General features: G+C 64.0%; 19 protein-coding genes and 1 tRNA gene. 6 read left to right on the forward strand and 14 right to left on the reverse strand.

Going from position 1 to position 17576, the window contains the following annotated elements; translation table 11 throughout:
• Window positions 1-3: 3 nt before the first annotated feature.
• A complete protein-coding gene (locus KUW62_RS05260; RefSeq protein ID WP_224814466.1) occupies window positions 4-300 on the reverse strand; it encodes a DUF2849 domain-containing protein in 297 nt (98 codons plus the stop codon).
• Window positions 300-1694: a siroheme synthase CysG gene (gene cysG / locus KUW62_RS05265; protein WP_224814467.1), complete on the reverse strand. Its 1395-nt coding sequence runs from the start codon at window positions 1692-1694 to the stop codon at window positions 300-302. Before cysG ends, KUW62_RS05260 begins: the two co-directional genes overlap by 1 nt.
• A gap of 142 nt (window positions 1695-1836) precedes the next feature.
• Here cysG and KUW62_RS05270 point away from each other — a divergent pair, with 142 nt between their 5' ends.
• Window positions 1837-2313 (forward strand): Lrp/AsnC family transcriptional regulator, encoded by a 477-nt coding sequence (locus tag KUW62_RS05270; protein ID WP_224814468.1) that lies wholly within the window; start codon window positions 1837-1839, stop codon window positions 2311-2313.
• On the opposite strand, the gene KUW62_RS05275 is transcribed toward KUW62_RS05270, so the two are convergent.
• Both KUW62_RS05275 and dddP read right to left on the reverse strand, forming a co-directional pair.
• Window positions 2270-3502 carry a bifunctional alpha/beta hydrolase/OsmC family protein gene (locus KUW62_RS05275; protein ID WP_224814469.1) on the reverse strand — a complete coding sequence of 411 codons (1233 nt, stop codon included), beginning with the start codon at window positions 3500-3502 and terminating at the stop codon, window positions 2270-2272. The genes KUW62_RS05270 and KUW62_RS05275 overlap by 44 nt on opposite strands.
• A 182-nt stretch (window positions 3503-3684) precedes the next feature.
• Window positions 3685-5016 carry a dimethylsulfonioproprionate lyase DddP gene (dddP, locus tag KUW62_RS05280; RefSeq protein WP_224814470.1) on the reverse strand — a complete coding sequence of 444 codons (1332 nt, stop codon included), beginning with the start codon at window positions 5014-5016 and terminating at the stop codon, window positions 3685-3687.
• Between the two features lie 80 nt (window positions 5017-5096).
• On the opposite strand from dddP, the gene KUW62_RS05285 reads away from it, so the two are divergent.
• Complete coding sequence (locus tag KUW62_RS05285; protein ID WP_224814471.1) at window positions 5097-5891, forward strand: DUF3445 domain-containing protein; 795 nt, start codon at window positions 5097-5099, stop codon at window positions 5889-5891.
• A gap of 135 nt (window positions 5892-6026) precedes the next feature.
• Here KUW62_RS05285 and KUW62_RS05290 read toward each other — a convergent pair whose 3' ends face one another.
• The 8 genes from KUW62_RS05290 to KUW62_RS05325 form a co-directional block, all read right to left on the reverse strand.
• Window positions 6027-7100 carry a 2'-deoxycytidine 5'-triphosphate deaminase gene (locus tag KUW62_RS05290; RefSeq protein WP_224814472.1) on the reverse strand — a complete coding sequence of 358 codons (1074 nt, stop codon included), beginning with the start codon at window positions 7098-7100 and terminating at the stop codon, window positions 6027-6029.
• A 106-nt stretch (window positions 7101-7206) separates the two neighbouring features.
• Window positions 7207-7283: transfer RNA gene (locus KUW62_RS05295), tRNA-Pro, on the reverse strand.
• Between the two features lie 57 nt (window positions 7284-7340).
• Window positions 7341-8099: a MerR family transcriptional regulator gene (locus KUW62_RS05300; protein ID WP_224814473.1), complete on the reverse strand. Its 759-nt coding sequence runs from the start codon at window positions 8097-8099 to the stop codon at window positions 7341-7343.
• A 175-nt stretch (window positions 8100-8274) separates the two neighbouring features.
• Entirely contained in the window at window positions 8275-8577 is a 303-nt protein-coding gene (gene ihfA / locus KUW62_RS05305; protein ID WP_224814474.1) for an integration host factor subunit alpha, read from the reverse strand.
• A 98-nt stretch (window positions 8578-8675) separates the two neighbouring features.
• Window positions 8676-9656, reverse strand: coding sequence for a beta-ketoacyl-ACP synthase III (locus KUW62_RS05310; RefSeq protein WP_224814475.1), 981 nt, complete (start codon window positions 9654-9656; stop codon window positions 8676-8678).
• A complete protein-coding gene (plsX, locus tag KUW62_RS05315; protein ID WP_224814476.1) occupies window positions 9653-10750 on the reverse strand; it encodes a phosphate acyltransferase PlsX in 1098 nt (365 codons plus the stop codon). Before plsX ends, KUW62_RS05310 begins: the two co-directional genes overlap by 4 nt.
• A 32-nt stretch (window positions 10751-10782) precedes the next feature.
• Complete coding sequence (rpmF, locus tag KUW62_RS05320) at window positions 10783-10989, reverse strand: 50S ribosomal protein L32 (RefSeq protein ID WP_224814477.1); 207 nt, start codon at window positions 10987-10989, stop codon at window positions 10783-10785.
• Between the two features lie 229 nt (window positions 10990-11218).
• Window positions 11219-11773 (reverse strand): YceD family protein, encoded by a 555-nt coding sequence (locus KUW62_RS05325; protein ID WP_224814478.1) that lies wholly within the window; start codon window positions 11771-11773, stop codon window positions 11219-11221.
• A 154-nt stretch (window positions 11774-11927) separates the two neighbouring features.
• Between KUW62_RS05325 and KUW62_RS05330 the strand changes: the two genes are divergently transcribed.
• From KUW62_RS05330 to KUW62_RS05340, 3 genes are all read left to right on the forward strand, one after another.
• Window positions 11928-12392 (forward strand): outer membrane protein assembly factor BamE, encoded by a 465-nt coding sequence (locus tag KUW62_RS05330; protein WP_224814479.1) that lies wholly within the window; start codon window positions 11928-11930, stop codon window positions 12390-12392.
• Window positions 12393-12468: 76 nt separating this feature from the next.
• Window positions 12469-13200: a GNAT family N-acetyltransferase gene (locus KUW62_RS05335; protein ID WP_224817039.1), complete on the forward strand. Its 732-nt coding sequence runs from the start codon at window positions 12469-12471 to the stop codon at window positions 13198-13200.
• Window positions 13201-13284: 84 nt separating this feature from the next.
• Window positions 13285-14016 carry a hypothetical protein gene (locus KUW62_RS05340; RefSeq protein WP_224814480.1) on the forward strand — a complete coding sequence of 244 codons (732 nt, stop codon included), beginning with the start codon at window positions 13285-13287 and terminating at the stop codon, window positions 14014-14016.
• Here KUW62_RS05340 and KUW62_RS05345 read toward each other — a convergent pair.
• Together KUW62_RS05345 and tyrS are read right to left on the reverse strand one after the other, a co-directional pair.
• Window positions 14013-15065 carry a GNAT family N-acetyltransferase gene (locus KUW62_RS05345; protein WP_224814481.1) on the reverse strand — a complete coding sequence of 351 codons (1053 nt, stop codon included), beginning with the start codon at window positions 15063-15065 and terminating at the stop codon, window positions 14013-14015. The two genes, KUW62_RS05340 and KUW62_RS05345, sit on opposite strands and share 4 nt — an antisense overlap.
• A 54-nt stretch (window positions 15066-15119) precedes the next feature.
• A complete protein-coding gene (tyrS, locus tag KUW62_RS05350; RefSeq protein WP_224814482.1) occupies window positions 15120-16373 on the reverse strand; it encodes a tyrosine--tRNA ligase in 1254 nt (417 codons plus the stop codon).
• Between the two features lie 43 nt (window positions 16374-16416).
• Here tyrS and KUW62_RS05355 point away from each other — a divergent pair, with 43 nt between their 5' ends.
• Window positions 16417-17535: an anhydro-N-acetylmuramic acid kinase gene (locus KUW62_RS05355; RefSeq protein WP_224814483.1), complete on the forward strand. Its 1119-nt coding sequence runs from the start codon at window positions 16417-16419 to the stop codon at window positions 17533-17535.
• Window positions 17536-17576 lie beyond the last annotated feature (41 nt).

Here is a 17576-nt window from a genome sequence, read left to right on the forward strand (position 1 = left end):
GGCTCAGACCTCCTGCTTTCCGTGCGCGTAATTGGAGGGACCACGCGTGCGAAACGCCTCGCGAAAATGGACAGGTTCAGGGCCTTTGGGGCCGGTTCTTGCATCGGCGAGGTAGGGGCCCACCACCTCGTGGGCGAGCGCTTGGGCTTCCAGCAGGCGGATATCGGCGGTCGCTTGGTCCTCGATCAAATCGGCTTCTTCATGGCGGCGGGTCCAGTCGCCATGCTTGGTCAGGTAGACGACGTCACCCTCAAGTAGGGCATTTGCGGTGACGACCTTGGGGGTGAATTGACGGGGCATCAGGCGAATTCCTCTTGCAGGGCAGGGAGTTGGGTCGCGGCTTGGCGGGGCGAGAGGCCGAGCATCAGGATGACCGGGCCGGTTGTGTCTGCCGCGTCGATATCGGCGGGCAGAGTGGAGAGATGGCTGGCGATGATGCGCACGTCGGTGCGAGACGCATTCTCGACCGCCGTGACGGGCGTGTCTGGCGCTGCGCCGTGCATCAGCATACGGCCTTGGATGAACCGCGCACCCTTCGCGCCCATGTAGATCGCGGCGACCTGGCCGGGCTTCGTCAGGTTGCGCCAATCGTGTTCCGCAAAACCCTTCACATCGTGACCGGTCAGGAACCGCATGGCGGAGTTGCGGCCGCGCTTGGTCAAGCTCTGTCCAAGCTGCGCGGCGGCGGCATTGGCGGCGGTGATGCCCGGGACGATGGACCATTCGATGCCGTGTTCGTCGAGCACGTCGAGTTCTTCGTCCAGACGCCCATAGACACCGGGATCGCCGGATTTGAGGCGCACGACCTGCGCACCTTTCGCGGCATGTTCAACCATCAGCACCCCGATATCCTCCTGCCGGGTGGACGGGCCGAAGCCTTGCTTACCGACGTCCAGAAGCGTGGCTTCCCGGCGGGCGAGTTCTAAGATTTCCGGCGCGACGAGGCGGTCATGGATCACAACATCGGCCTCGTCCAACAGCTTGCGGGCTTTGAGCGTGAGCAATTCAGGGTCGCCGGGGCCTGCGCCCACAAGGGCGACATGGCCTGCGCGGTCTTCCGCGCTGATGTGGTCCACCAGCAGATCGCCAAGCGCCTGTTCGACGCCGGGTTCACCCGCGTTTGCAAGGGCTTCGGGGCCGATCTTGAAGTAGTAGGATTGCCAGAAGTCGCGGCGCTTGCGGCCCCTGGGCAGCACGTTGACGGCGGACCGGAACCCTTTGCCGATGCGCGCAAGGATGCCGAGCGACGGGGGCAGTGCGGCCTCAAGGTCCGCTTTGATCTTGCGCGCCAGCACCGGGGCCGCGCCTTCGGTGCCGATGGCGACGGTGACGGGGTCACGGTCCACGATGGCGGGGGTGATGAAGGCCGAGCCGTCGAGGTTGTCGACGATGTTGACGAGCGCGCCGTCGGCGCGGGCGAGGCTGGCGATGCGGGCGTCTTCCGCGTCGTCCTCGGTCGCGGCATAGGCGAGCGAGGCGCAGAGTGCGTCGCCGGGCGCGAAAGCACGTTTAACGAGGCGCAGTTTGTGCTCAGCATCCCATGCGATGATCTCGGGCGCCGCGTCTTCGGCGAACACTGTGACCTTCGCCTCGGTCTTCAGGATCAAGCGCAGTTTGGCCAGCGCCGCATCGCCGCCACCGGCCAAAACAACCCGGCGGTCGCGGAGATCGAGAAAGATCGGGAAGTGTCGCATGGCGCGGAACCTTTGAAGCGTGTGTTCCCAGCAAGATAGAATTATTTCCCCCGGATTGGCAGATCGGGCTTGCTGAAAGGGACATCTGTTCTGTATTGCGCCGAGGCAGGAACCAACGTTCGCCAATGCAAGGATCACCCGAATGACCGTTCAAATCGACGCGCTGGACCGGAAAATCCTCGTGGCCTTGCAGGAGGATGCAAGCCGATCCCTGGACGAGATTGCCAAGATCGTGGGGTCATCCAAGACGCCCGTCTGGACGCGGATTCGGAAGATGCGGGAGGCGGGCATCATTGGCCAGCAGACGGTTATGCTGGACGCGGAGGCCTTGGGGTTAGAGGCTTGTTTTTTCGTGCTTATCCGCACGTCCGAGCATGAGGCGGAGTGGCAGAACAAGTTCCTCCGCACGCTACGGGAACGTGCGGAGGTGATGGAGGCGCACCGGCTGGCGGGCGACATTGATTACATCCTGAAAGTGCGCGTGGCCAACGCGCGGGCCTATGACGAATTCTACCAGGCGCTGATCTCGGAAGTGCGGATCTACAACGTCACGGCCCTTCTGAGCATGGAAGAGATCAAATCAACGCCGCTTCTGCCATTGGCTTCAGTTCCGTCTTGATATGCGCGCCCGCTTCCAGCGAACGGTGGACGGGGCATTTATCGGCAATCTCCAACAGACGCTCGCGCTGTTCGTCGTCCAGCGCGCCCTTGAGTGTGATCTTCCGCGTGAATTGATCGAGCGGGCCGATATCGACGCCCGCATCCTGTGCGTGGACGCGGTTGTGGGTGACATCGACGCTGACATGATCGAGCGGCCATTTCTTGCGGCGCGCATACATGCGAATGGTCATCGAGGTGCAGGCGCCGAGACCGGCGGCGAGGAATTGGTACGGCGTCAGGCCCTGATCGGTGCCGCCATAGCTTTCGGGCTCATCGGCCACGACATGGTGCTTCGGCCCGGCATGGACATCTTGCCGGAAGCCAGCCGGGTCAACCTCATCCACGCGGGTGACGCCCTCGGGCGCGCCGATTGGTGGGGCAGGGGGTTTGAGGTCGAGGTATTTGCCGGCCCATGATGCGATCACATCAGCGGCGTATTCCGCATCCTCTGCCCGGCTCACCAAATGGTCGGCGTCGTCGAGGGTGACGAAGCTCTTGGGGTGTTTCGCGGCAAGGAAGATGCGGGTCGCATTCTCGATCCCCACAACCGCGTCGCGGGGCGCGTGCAGAACCAGAAGCGCACTGCCTAGGGCCGCGATGTCCGGCGCGAGCTTGGAGGCTTTCACATCCTCCACGAACCCGGCCCCGATGCGGATCGGACGACCGCCCAGGATCACGTCGCCCGCGCCTTCATTGACGATGGCATCTAGCGCGTCGTTGAAATTGTGGGTGACATGCTCGGGGTCGAACGGCGCGCCGATGGTCACGACGGCTTTCGTAGACGCGATCCGGCCAGCCGCGCGCAGAACAGCCGCGCCACCAAGCGAATGCCCGATAATGAGCGACGGCGCCATGTCCCGGGCGGCCAATGCGTCGGCGGCGGCGATCAGATCGCCGACATTGGAGGTGAAGGACGTGTTCTCGAACTCACCCTTGGAATGGCCGAGCCCGGTGAAGTCGAATCGCAAGACGGCAATACCCTGCGCCGCCAGCCGCGCCGCGATCCGGCGGGAGGCCGCGATATCCTTGCCGCAGGTGAAGCAATGGGCGATCAGCGCCGTGGCGAGGTGCGGACCGTCCGGCAGGTCCAGGCGGGCGGCAAGAGGCTCTCCGGAATGGCCGGGGAAGGTGAAGCGTTCGGTTGGCATGGTCGGTGTCCCTTTAACTGGTACGACCATGTGGGCGAAGGACCGCCTGCCGCAAGTCATGTGACAATGTCTTCACGCGCGCGTGCAGTCGCGTGCTCAGGTCGTGACCGATTGAGCGCCGCCCCCGTGCGCAGATGGAGGGTGGCGGTGCGCCCGTGCGGCAGTGGTTCGTCGGCCTGCGCCTACGCATTCCCCATCAGGGCGGCATCAAACGGATAGGTCGTCAGGTTCTCGTACCCGTCCTCGGTGATCAGCACCTGATCTTCCAGCTTGATGCAGAAATCACCGCCCTCTTCGCCGATCAGGGCTTCGACGCACAGCATCATGCCCGGTTCCAACTCGTAATCGAAGGCGCTGTCGTGGTGGTGATCGGGGTAACCCACATGGGGCCATTCATCGCAAAGGCCCACGCCGTGCATCTGGCAGGAATATTTCCGTTGCCAGTACTTGTCGGCCAGTTTGTGGCCATTGTGGACCAGGTCGTTGATGGAGCGGCCCGGTTTCAGGCGATCCATGTTGACCGTGATATGCTCCACCCCGTGTTTCATCGCCTCGATCATGTCGGGGCGAGGTTTCTCGGGGCCGGTCCACCAGGTCCGTGAGATGTCGACGCACAGGCCGTAGCAGCCGATCAGGTCGGTATCGAGGGCGCTGATCTCGTTGGCTTGCAAGGTGCGTGGGCCGCATTCCTGGAACCAAGGATTGGTGCGGGGCCCTGAAGAAAAGAGCCGTGTCTCGATCCATTCACCGCCACGCTTGATGTTTTCGGAATGCAGGACCGCCCAGACCTCATCCTCTGTCCGGCCGGGCACGATGGCGTCTTCCATGGCCTTGAGGGATGCCTCGCACGCATGCACGGCGCAGCGCATGGCGAGAATCTCATCGGGGCCTTTAATCTTGCGGGCATGTTCGGTGATGAATTCCCCATCGCGGAGGTCGAAGCCGCGCGCTTCCAATGCGCGGGCGCCATGGAGCATGATCTTGTCGACGGCAAGGCGTGAGTTGCCGCCCGCATGGGCGGCCATGACCTCGGCCACCTGCCCGCTGAACTCCTCCGCCGCCACGTCGCCGCGATCGCCGGTGGAGAAATAGAACATCGAAGCGCCAGAGCGGACTTCGCGGACCAAGGGGTTATGATCGGCAAGAAACGGCGAGTTCTTGTATTCCCAGAGAACCATGTAACCGTCAGCGCAGACCAGGCAGGCACGGAAAGGATTGTGGGTGTTCCACAACTGCATGTTCGTGGTGTCCGTGGCGTAGCGAATATTGAGCGGGTCGAACATCAACACGCCGCCGGTCTCGGTTGCGGCCAGCTGCCCCACGAGCCGGTCGAGCCGGAATTGCCGCAAGCCTTGCAGGTTGGGCAATGTCAGGCCCGCCGCGTCCCATTCGGCGTAGGCCAGTGGCGTCGGCCCGATCTCGATACGGTCATTGTCGTTGAGCGTTCCGTCGGGCAGGTTCAGGCCGTGGGCGGGGTCGATCTTGCGGACGTTGCGGCGATAGGCTTGGTTCATACTCATCTCCCTTGCCAATTCAGCGTGGCGCAGGGAAACGGGCGCAATCGCGCCGGATTGCGGCATGGGATGCGTCGGAAATGGACCAAATCCTGCAAGATCAACTGCCCACAGCCCCTTGGATGGCGGAGGCCACGCGGCGCTTGCCGGGTATGCAGCCGCTGGCGGAGGGCGAGGATTGGCTGCAGCGGGACGAGGCCTTCGCGGCACAGATGGCGTTGCGGGATCGTCTTGTACGGACCCGGCCGGGGGAGGTGATTGCGGACGTGCCGGGCTCCGATAAAGGCACCGCGGAGCTCTACGAGCGCGTTCTGGCCCACCTTCGCCAGGACGCGGGATACACGTGGGCCGACACATCCTGCCGACGTCCGGACGGGGTCGAAGTGACGTTGGAGCCGACAGATCCGCTTGGTACTTTGGCGCGGTTGGTGCAGCAGGATCTTTGCCTGTTGGAGAAGCCCGCAGGCGCGCGGGAGCATGTGTTGACGGCGGCGATCCTGTGTTTTCCCGCCTCGTGGTCCCTGCACGAAAAGATCGGGCGACCACTCACGACGATCCACGATCCGGTCTCGCCCTATGACGCAAGAATGGCGGGGCGGGTGCAGCGATTGTTCGACCATCTGCGGGTCGATACCGCCCTTTGGCGGCAGAATGCGCTGATTTATCGTGACCCGCGGCTTTTCCAGCCGCGAAGACAAGCGGATCCGCGGATGGATCGGGACGGCGGCGGTTTCCTCCGATCCGAGCGGCAGACGATCATGCGATTGAAAGACAGCCGGGCGGTCGTGTTCTCCATCCATACTTATGTTGTGGCACTCGATGCGTTGACGGAGGAGCAGCGGGCCGGGTTGGGAGAGGTCGCGCACCCAACCTGAATGGGTGGTCGGGGCCCACACGCGTTTGCGATTGCGTTGGCACGCAGCCATACGGGCCCATGGCCCGTTCCGGGGCGCGGCCCCGGACCCCGGGATATTTGGAGCACATGGAAGACAGGCGCCGTAATCGTCGGCTCAAGTTCTGAAATGCTTGGAAAGTTTCAGGCCCTGGCCCTGGTAATTCGACGCGATGTCCACCCCGTAGAGCTGTGAGGGTGCGGCGGCCATGCGTTCGTAGACGAGGCGACCCACGGTCTGCCCGTGTTCGAGCACGAACGGGCTTTCGTGGCAGCGAACCTCCAGCACGCCGCGCGCGGGCACGCCATGGCCGAAGCCGGGGTCGAAAAAGCCCGCGTAATGCACCCGGAATTCGCCGACCATGGCCAGATAAGGGGCCATTTCGGCGGCGCAATCGGGCGGAATGGTCACGGCTTCGCGGCTGACGAGAATGTAGAAGGCACCGGGATCAAGGATGATGCGGCCTTGATCCGTGTGCAGCTCCTCCCAGAAATCCGCGATCTCGTGTGTACCAATCCGGGTCAGGTCGATGACGCCGGTATGGGGTTTGGCCCGGTAGCCCACCAGGGTCTTGTCGGCAGGTGAGAGGTCAACGGAAAATCCGAGCCCCTCGTCGATGAGCGGCGTGCCGTCCACAAGCGGGGTCTCCGTGTGGCGCGCGCGAAGATCGGCGTCGCTCAGCACCGCCTGGCCGCGGCGGAAGCGGATTTGGTTCAGGCGCAAACCCGGCTCCACCTTCACCGAAAAAGAGCGGGGACAGATTTCGGCGTAGAGCGGGCCGTGGTAGCCCGCCGGGATCCGGTCGAATTCCACGCCGCCATCGGCGATCACGCGGGTCAGGCAATCGACACGGCCCGTGGAGCTCTTTGCGTTGCAAACGGCGGTGACGTCGCCCGGAAGCGCGAGTTCTTCCATCAGCGGCACGAGATAAACGCAGCCCTTTTCCAGCACCGCGCCCTGGCTCAAATCCATCTCGTGCATCGTGAAATCCGGCAAGCGGTCGGCTATGGCACGGGTCGGTCCGGCAAGGAAAGAGGCGCGCACACGGTAGGCGCGCGACCCCAGCCGAAGATCGAGGCTGGCGGGCTGGATCTGCCCCTCGGGCATTGTGTGGGATGCGGCGACGGCACCGTCCTCGATCATGGCGGTGATCGCGTGGTCGGGCAGGACGCCTTCGGTCTTGTCGCTCATGTCTTGGTGATCCTTGCCCCGCCATCCCGTTCGGCGCAGACCAAAGCCGAAACGCGCCCCCGAGGCAAGGCACCCGGATGGCGGTGGAAGGGGTAGTGCGGTGAAATGGTCGGGCTAGCAGGACTCGAACCTGCGACCTTCCGTCCCCCAGACGGACGCGCTACCAGGCTGCGCCATAGCCCGACTTGCTGCCCTTCTACCCATTTCTGGGGGCGGCGCAAGGGCGGTTCGCGGCGAAGCTCAACGGGTGGGTGGGGGTGCGGCCATCCGCGATTGCAGGCGGGAAAGGTCAGCGATTTGCGAGCGGTGCAGCGCGCGCGTCTGCGGCGGGAGCAGAGAGATGGCTGCAAGCGTGTCGAGGCGCCCCTCGGCCGGGTCGGCAGCGGGCAGGGGGGACGGCGAAGGTGTCGCGGCTTGCGGTTCCGCACCGGTCTGGGGTTGCGGCGCATCTTCGGGTGACGCAGCAATCTCAGGCTCAGGCTCAGGCTCAGGCTCAGGCTCAGGCTCAGGCTCAGGCTCAGGCTCAGGCTCAGGCTCAGGCTCAGGCTCAGGCTCAGGCTCAGTGTCCACGTCTGGCTCAGGGGCCTTGGAGGTGGCCGCCTCCTCGTCGCTCGCGTTCGATTTCGCATCTTCGGAGGAATCGATTTTGGCTTCGGCCTCCGCGTCCGCATCCCAGGCATCGGAAGCCGGAAGGTCGACTACATCGGCAGTATCAGCCATGGTATCGACCGGCGGCGACAGGGCGGTCACCGCCGCGATGCCCTCGTCGGAGATCATCTTCTGCACGCCGCGAATCGTCATGCCGCGGTCATGGAGGAGGACCTTGATGCCGCCCACCAGCGCCATGTCATCGGGGCGATAATAGCGTCGACCGCCGGCGCGCTTGACCGGTTTGATCTGCGAAAACTTCGATTCCCAGAACCTCAGGACATGGGCGGCGACGCCGAGCCAATCGGCGACCTCGCGGATCGTGCGGAAGGCTTGTGCGGATTTCGCCATGGCTCCTGTCCTCTGCTCGGCGGGGATGGGTGTGGCCCGCCATCGGCCAATTCCGGCGGGTCTCCCCGCCTATCGCCTTTGGCGGTCCGAGCGGGATATTTCCGTCCCGTGCCGCCGTGGATGCCTCTGCCTGCGGATCACCCTCTTGCTTGGGGCGGTTCCGCATATCGTGTCTTCAGCTTTTGTTGCCCGCCGCAACGCGGTCTTTCATCAGGTGCGACGGGCGGAAGGTCAGCACGCGGCGCGGGCTGATCGGAACTTCCTCGCCGGTCTTGGGATTGCGACCCACGCGGGCCGTCTTGGAGCGGACCGAAAACGTGCCGAAAGACGAGATCTTGACCTGCTCGCCCTCCACCAGACCATCCGACATCAATTCCAGCACACGCTCGACCAGCTGCGCGGATTCATTGCGTGACAGACCCACCTCACGAAACACCGCTTCGCTCAGGTCCATGCGCGTCAAGGTCTTTGCCGCCATAATATATGTCCCCCATCTTTGCGTGGCAGATTGAGACATGCGGATTTATTAGTCAATCCAGTGCGTTGCCCGTTCGCGTTCGTCCGGCACTTCAACGCCTACCAGCGGAGGATCACCGCACCCCAGGCCAAGCCACCGCCAATCGCCTCGGTCACCAGCAGATGTCCGGGCTGGATACGGCCATCCTGTACACCGACCGACATGGCGAGCGGGATGGAAGCAGCGGAGGTATTGCCGTGGTCCTGCACCGTGACGATGACCTTCTCCATCGGCAGGCCGAACTTTTTCACGGTGCCGGTGATGATGCGGATATTGGCCTGATGCGGTACGACCCAGTCGACATCCGCGACGCCGACGCCGGCCTTATCCAACGCGATCTCGGCGGTTTTCGCAAGTTTCTCAACGGCATGGCGGAAAACTTCCTTGCCCTGCATTTTCAGAACGCCGGTCGATTGGGTAGCGGAAACGCCGCCGTCCACGTAGAGCAGGTCGCGGTGTGTGCCGTCGGAATGCAGGTCGGTGGACAGGATGCCGCGGTCGTCGGATGTGCCCGCGCCCTCCTGCGCTTCAAGGATCAGCGCGCCGGCGCCGTCACCGAAGAGCACACAGGTCGTGCGGTCGGTCCAATCCATGATGCGACTGAACGTTTCCGCCCCGATGATAAGCACACGGCGGGCCTGTCCGGAGACGATCAGAGCATTGGCATTCGACAGCGCATAGACGAATCCCGCGCAGACAGCTTGTACGTCGAACGCAAAGCCCTGCGTCATGCCAAGGCCTGATTGCACCATCGTTGCCACCGACGGGAATGTCAGGTCCGGTGTCGAGGTTGCCACGACGACCGCATCGATGTCATCGGGCGCAAGGCCTGCCATGGCCAATGCATTTCGTGCGGCGGCGATGGCCATTTGGCTCGTCGTCTCCCCCTCGGCGGCGAAATGACGACGCTCGATCCCGGACCGCGCGCGGATCCACGCATCCGACGTATCGAGCCCCTCCATCGCTTCAAATTCCGCGTTCGGAACAACACGTTGCGGGAGGTAATGGCCGATTCCAACCGGGACTGCACGGATCGTCATTTTGGCAGGTCCTCTTGCTGGATCACGCTCGCTGCCGCGACTTCGGCCTGGGCGATGCGTGCAGCCAGACGCCGTGAGAAGCCCGATTGCCCCAATTGCGCGGCGAGCTTGATTGCGGCCGCAACGCCCGTGGGGTCGGCGGAGCCGTGGGATTTCACGACCGTCCCGTTCAGACCCAGGAACACCCCTCCATTGACGCGGCGTGGGTCGATACGTTTCCCGAGGCGACGCAGGGATGTGTAGGCCAGAAGGGCGGCAATGCGCGAAAACGGGGTCTTCTTGAACGCCTGTTCAAGCAATTCGCGTATCAGCTTGGCCGTGCCTTCGCCGGTCTTGAGGGCTACGTTGCCGGTAAATCCGTCCGTGACGATCACGTCAACACGGTCCGACGGAAGGTCGGAACCTTCGACAAAGCCCACATAATCGAAATCGGCAGCGTCCGCGGCCCGCTCGATCAGCTCGGAAGCCACTTTCAACTCCGCCCGGCCCTTGTGTTCTTCCGTGCCCACGTTCAGCAGGCCGATCCGGGGGCGCGGCAAATCCATGCCGTTGCGGGCGTAGCTTGCCCCCATCAAGGCGTATTGCAACAAATCCTCGGCATCGGCACGGATATCGGCGCCCACGTCCAGCATCACGTTGAAGCCCGACGGATTGCGGGATGGCCAGAGGCAAGCGATGGCGGGGCGGTTCACGCCTTCCAGCTTGCGCAGGCGGATCATAGATATCGCCATTAACGCGCCGGTATTGCCACACGAAACCGCGACGGAGGCGTCGCCCGCGCGCACGGCTTCGATGGTCGACCACATGGACGTGTCCTTGCCGTTGCGCATCACGTGGCTCGGCTTGGCGTCCATCGTCACCACGGACTCGGCGTGGCGGATTTCACATTTTCCGGCAAGTTCGCGCCGCTTGGCGATCAGGCACTCCAATTCGGCCTGATCCCCGTGAACGATATAGCGCAGATCGGGGTTCTTGGAGGCGGCCTTGGCCAATCCTGCAACGACCGCAGAGGGGCCCAGATCGCCCCCCATCGCGTCCACGGACAACACGGTGCCGTCCACCGCTTCTGCCGTTAACGCTGTGTCATCGCTCATGTAACCGGGCCCGCCTCAGGTCAGGCGGCAGATTATGCCGCGTCTTCGTCGAGGTCGATTTCGTCGGCCAGGGCGATCACTTCACGTTCGTTGTAGGTGCCGCAGGACGGGCACACGTGGTGCGGGCGCTTCAGCTCGCCACAGGACGGGCATTCGTTGGGGTTTGCGCCGTCCAGCGCATCGTGGGCGCGGCGCATATTGCGCTTGGAACGGGTCACGCGATTCTGGGGGACAGCCATGTCACAACCTCGGGGTTCAGGGACCGCGCCGCCCCATTGGCCACGCTTTGTCCGATCATCATCAAATCTCTGCTCGTCCGACCGGGGATTTTCCTGTGCCAAACGGGCCTGCGCGACGGTTTCGCGGCAAGGCCCTGAGACGTGAAAATCCGGGGGCGAATGAGGCCGGGAACATACTCGGATTCCCCGGCCATGCAAGCCCTTTTCCCACAGGGTGCGTGTGCAGCGTTCAGCCTTCGTTTTCGTCCCCGTTCCCGTTGCCCGAAAGCCTGTCACGCAACGCCGCCAGACCGGCCAGCGGCTTGGCATCTTCGTCGCGCATCGGGGTGACGCCGGGGGCGGCGAAAATGGCCTCACCCAGTTCCACCCCCTCGGCGCGGGGATAGTCAGGCAAGGCCAGGGCCAACGCCTCGGTCAGAAGGGCCATCAGATCGACCTCGGCGCGCAGCGGCTCCAGCGTATCGTCCTCGGGCATCTCCATCTCTTCCCCCGATGGCTCGGGCATGTGGGCGCGGTACTGGCGAACAAGTGGCACGTCGATCCGCGTCGTGACAGGCTCCAGCGTGACAACGCAATTCTGCACGGCTGTTGCCCCCAGCTTGGCCTCCAGCCGCCAATCGGCCTTGCCTTCGGGGATCGCGCGACCGTCGAGCCGCACCTTGCGCAACGCCGGAACTCCGAGGTCACGGGCCATGGAGGCGCGCGCATCCGCGTCCGGTTCAACCTTGAACGGCGTCTCCGTGGCGCGGTTCAGGCGGGCCAGGGGAAGATTATGATCTGACATGATACCTCCATGCGCGGGATCGTGAGGGTCGCATCGCTTGCTACAGACGTGTGGCTGCGCTAAGCCGATAGGCAGGTTAAGGCGCGTTCGCAAGCGCACGAATACCGTGATGCCCCGATGGGGCCGGTCGAGCAATGATACACAGGGCGTCTGCATGAAACGTCAGTCGAGTTTTCCGATGGTCCGCCCGCTGGCCCTGGCCCTTGGCTTGGTCCTGGGATTGGCGGCCTGTTCGGCAACCTACACCAATCACGGCTACGTGCCGCCGCCCGAAATCTTGGCGGAAATCGGTGTCGGTGCGACGCAGGAACAGGTGGCGGAGCTGGCCGGCGCGCCGGGATCGGCCGGTGTGATGCGAGACGAGGCGTGGTTCTATACCCAGTATCGGGTCCGCAATTTCACCTACAACGCGCCGCAGGTCATTGAACGCGACATCGTCGCGATTTCCTTCAACGAGGCCGGGCGCGTGTCCAATATCGAACGGTTCGGTCTCGAGGACGGGCAGATCATCCAATTGTCGCGCCGGGTCACCGAAAGCTCCGTTCGCGACATCGGTTTCCTGCGGCAGATCTTGTCGAATTTCGGGCGGATCAACCTTGGCGATGCGCTCGCCAACTGAGGCCCCTTTCTCCGACAGGGCGCCATCGGCGCCCTCCATCGCCGTTCGCCTTCCGGCCAAGGAAAAGCGCGATACGATGTTGTCCCTGCGCCGGGGCCGCTATGCCTCTCGCATCGCCGAGACGGAGGCGGATTTCGCCGCGGCGCAGACCCTGCGCGCGCGCGTCTTTCCGACAGACGCCGCCCGGAAGGCCGATCCGTTCGATGACCACTGCATCCATGTGCTGGTGGAGGATACGCAGACCGGCACGCTCGTGTGTTGTTTTCGCCTGCTGCATCTGTTCAGCGGGAGGGAGATCGAACGCAGCTATTCGGCGCAATTCTACGACCTCTCCGCCCTGCAGACCTTCAACGGCCCAATGGTGGAGCTGGGTCGGTTCTGCGTGGACCCCGATACCGCGGACGCGGATATCCTGCGCGTGGCTTGGGGCGCGATGACGGCTTATGTGGACGGGCAGGGGGTGGAGATGCTGTTCGGTTGTTCGTCCTTCGCAGGAACCGAACCGAGCGCCTATGCCGACGCCTTTGCAATGCTGCGAGACAAGCATCTGGCGCCTGATCGGTGGTTGCCGTGCGTCAGGGCACCGAAGGTTTTCGCGTTTGCAAAGAGGCTAGACATGCGCGCTGACCCGAAGCACGCGCAGGCGCAGATGCCGCCACTTCTGCGCACCTACCTCGTGATGGGCGGCTGGGTCAGCGACCACGCCGTGATCGACAGGGAAATGGGGACGTTGCACGTTTTCACCGGGCTGGAGATACGCGCCGTGCCACCGGGGCGCGCGCGATTGCTTCGGGCGATGGCGGGCTAGCCCCGCGGTCGGGATTTCCCCCAATGGATGCGCGCGGTTCAATCGCTTATGGTGCGGAAATTCATTGGTTTTCGGGACATTTCCATGGCTGCTGACTTTGAGGATGAAAACCCCGTCGCCACTTTGTTGTCGCGCAGATCCGCGCCAGATCTCGTGGGCGGCCTCCGCCTTCCTGAGATAAGTGACGGGCCAGTCGTGGTGGTGTACGGGGAAGGGCGGCCCGGCTCCCGCGCGATCAACGGCAATGTGCTGACGCTCCTCATCGGGGCCCTGTGCGTTCTGATTAGTGGGATCGTCACGATCAACGCGGTCAGGTCGGGGAATTTCGACCTGAATAATGTCATGGGCATTGTCCTGCCGCTCGTGATCGGCGCCTTCATCGCGGGGCCGAGCCTCCTTCGGGCCAAGGGCGGGACGTTGCAGTGGACAAGGCGCGCAGAGCTGCGGGCTGACGAGGTCGTCGTGACAGACAAGACGGGATCGACTGAGGTCCGTTGGTCGGAGCCGCTTGCCGCCTACCGCGACATCCACCAGGCGTTTGTGCATCTGTCCTCCCCAGATGGGGAGGGGGATGGCCTGACGCTGGAAACCGTCACCCTGCGTCACCGCGATCGCGGCAAGGACATCTACGTGCTCGGGACCAAGAAGACGGTCATGGGCGGAATGAATTTCTCCGACATGGTCCGGGCGGGGCGCGAAGGTCGCAAGGCGGACGTGGAGGCCGCGTTCGGCGACACCCGCAACCCACAGGTGGAGGCGATTGTGGCCGCATTGGTGGAGCGGACGGGTTTGCCCCTGACCCAAGATCTCGACTAGTGCCGCGCGCGTGGCCCGCTGTCGGCGGGGCTGCGGCTTGCGCTTGTGGCCGCGTCGGGCAAGGCGCGTGCCGACGCACTTTGCGCTGAACACGTTCTCTCATGTACCGTGACGGACGGTCGCTCGCTGCGTGTAACGGGTCGGCGGCGCATCCACCCGGTATCGAGCCAGGTTGAGGATAGCCAAGTCCCACCAAGCGGTCGGATTCGCGCACCGGTGCCGCATTTGAACCGCGCAAGTCCGGGGTTCTGGCCGCTATCGGCAGATCCCAGATCAAGAAGCTCCACACCCATTGTCTGCAAATCCAGCATCGCCCGCCACATCAGGGCGTGGCCTGCGCACTTTTCCCGACCCGCGCGCGTGGTCCAGCCGATCTGATAGGTGGCACGTCGCCCGTGCCGCAGGAAAACCAGTGCGGCCAACTTCTCCGCCCCAAGGTAGGCGGTGAAAATCTGCGGGGCACCGGGTGTACATGCGGCGATGGCGGCGATGAGCCGCGGCGGAAGCGGTTGGTAGGACAGCGCCTTCGCCTGTGCCGCTTCCGCCCGAAAAATCCAGTGGGAGGGGGAGGGCGGAAGCGGACGGCGCGTGACAAACAGTCCCGACGACAGGCCCTTGCGCAGGCGATTGCGCCATTTGCCGTGGAGCCCCGCGGCCATCGCATCGCTCGATGGATCAAGCGACACTTCCGCAATCTGACGGGGGGCGGCCATGCGCCGGAACCCGGCGGCACGTAACGCATCCGCATCGTCGGGCGTTTCTGCGTTCACCAGTAAGTGCCGTGTGCCGCATAGCGCGCGAAGTTCCCGGGCGGCCGCTGGTGTCAGATCAAGCTGCGCCCTGGTCAGGAGCGCCGTGTTCCCGATCACCGGCTTGGTTTGCCTGATGACCAGGGCGGTGTGATCGCCGAACGCTTCGATCCGGGCGTCACGGCCAAGCAGCCGCAAGGCCCGCAGCCATGGGCGGCTTTGCTGAAGGGGCGCATGTGGCTTGGGTCCGGATACGCGCGTGTCGGCGCAAGACGTCTCTGAGGGGGCGAGGTCAAACATGACGGGACCATTGACCACGATCCCTGAATTCGAGGTTAATGCCCGCGTGGGCCCTCAGCCCTCCAGCACGACCAGCGCGTGTCGTTTCTTTCCGGCCGACAATTTGATCGGCTCCGCCAAATCCACTTGCCCGATCATCAGCCCGGCTTCCGACAGGGCCGCGTCGTTCATCCTCGCACCGCCCTCGGCAATCAGGCGCTTGGCATCTTTGCCGGATTTCGCGAGACCAGACCTGGCGAACAACTGCACGATGGAGATGCCGTCACCGATATCCGCTGCGCTGAGCGTGAGCGTTGGCAGATCATCGCCGGTTCCGCCCTTCTCGAACACCTCCCGCGCGGTCGCTTCGGCGGAGGCTGCCGCATCGGCGCCGCGGCACAATGTGGTCACTTCATTGGCGAGAATGACCTTGGCAGAATTGATCTCCGCCCCGTCCAATGCGCCCAGACGGTTGCATTCGTCGACAGGAAGTTCCGTAAACAATTTCAGGAACTTGGCGACATCAGAGTCATCGACATTGCGCCACCACTGCCAGAATTCGTAGGACGACATCCGCTCCTCGTTCAGCCAGACGGCCCCATCGGCGGATTTGCCCATTTTCTTGCCGTCGGCGCGTGTCACCAGCGGGGTGGTCAGCCCGTAAGCCTCCCCCGCATCGACGCGCCGGATCAGGTCCGCGCCGGAAACGATATTGCCCCATTGATCCGAGCCGCCCATCTGCAAGACGCAGCCATGGCGGCGGTACAGTTCCAGATAGTCATAGGCCTGCAAGAGCATGTAGTTGAACTCGATGAAGCTGAGCGCCTGTTCTCGGTCCAGGCGCGACTTGACGCTGTCGAACGCCAGCAGGCGATTGATCGTGAAGTGTTTTCCGATGTCGCGCAGAAAGTCGATGTATCCCAGTTTGTCGAGCCATTCGGCGTTGTTGACGAGCGGGCTGTCGGTGGGCCCATCGCCGTAGGAAATGTAATTGGCAAACACTGTGCGGATGCCGTCGGCATTGGCGTTGATCTGATCGACGGAGATGATCTTGCGCATCTCGTCCTTGCCGGACGGGTCTCCGACTTTCGTCGTCCCGCCGCCCATCAACGTGATCGGGCGGTTGCCGGTCTTTTGCAGCCAGCGCAGAAGCATGATTTGCACGAGATTGCCGATATGGAGGCTGGTGGCCGTCAGGTCGAAGCCGATATAGCCCGTAATCGGTCCTTTCAGCATCGCTTCATCCAGCCCTTGCAGGTCGGTGCAATCGGCGAGGAATCCGCGTTCGACAATGATGCGCAGGAAGTCGGATTTGGGCTGGTAGGTCATGGAATGTCCAGGCAATTGTGGGCCGAGGGAGGGTCTATCGGGAATGTCGAAAAAGGAAAAGGGGCCGGTTTGGGCGGCAGGGGCGATGTCGGGCACGTCGTTTGACGGGGTCGATGTGGCAGTGATTGAAACCGATGGTCTCGACATCCTCGATTTCGGCGACATCCACGAGGTGATCTACTGCGATGAGGACCGGGACGTCTTGCGCGCGGCGATGGGTGCATGGCCGGGGGCGGCGCGCGCAGACGCAGCCGCGCTCGTGGTCGAAAACGCCCACATCGCCGCCATGGCGGGCCTTCCCGATGTGGCGGTTCTGGGATTTCACGGACAGACTTTGGCCCATGATCCCGACGGTGGGCGCACCCACCAGGTCGGCGATGGCGCGCGTCTTGCGACCGCTTTGGGCTGCGAGGTGATCTGGGATTTTCGCAGCGCGGATATGGAAATGGGCGGGCAGGGCGCGCCGCTTGCGCCCTTCTACCATTGGGCCTGCGCGCGCTGGGTGGGGGCGGAAGGGCCCGTGGTATTTCTCAATCTTGGCGGCGTCGGCAACCTCAGTTGGGTCGATCCCACAATGGATGCGCCGGAGCTGCTGGGCGCGTGTCTGGCCTTCGATACGGGACCGGCCAACGCGCCCATGGATGATCTGATGGCCGCGCGCGGGCTTGGGCGGTTCGATAGCGACGGGGCGTTGGCGGCGCGAGGACAGGTTGATCTGGGTATCCTCGAAAGAGCTCTGGGCGATCCCTGGTTCGATCTGGCTCCACCGAAATCCCTCGACCGTGACGCCTTCGCGGGGCTCCAGGACGCGGTCGCGGGCCTTGCCGATGCCGACGCGCTGGCCACGCTTGCGGCGTGCGCGGCGGGGGCGGTCGGGCGCGGCATCCCGCACTTGCCGCGCCGCCCGGAAAGGATTTTCGTGACCGGCGGGGGGCGGCGCAACAAGACACTCATGGCGATGCTGGCGGAGGCCACCTCCTGTCCCGTCTCGCCGGTGGAGGAGGTTGGCCTGAACGGAGACGCGTTGGAGGCGCAGGCCTTCGCCTATCTCGCCGTGCGCGCTTCCCGTGGATTGCCGACCTCCGCCCCTGGCACGACGGGCGTCGCCGCGCCGGTTGGCGGCGCGCGGAGGTCGCGGCCCGGAACGCGCGCACTGAGCTAAACGACCGGTTCGCCGGCAAAGGGGGCCAATTGCGGCCTGCC

It is taken from the genome of Hasllibacter sp. MH4015 (assembly GCF_020177575.1).
GTDB lineage: Bacteria > Pseudomonadota > Alphaproteobacteria > Rhodobacterales > Rhodobacteraceae > Gymnodinialimonas.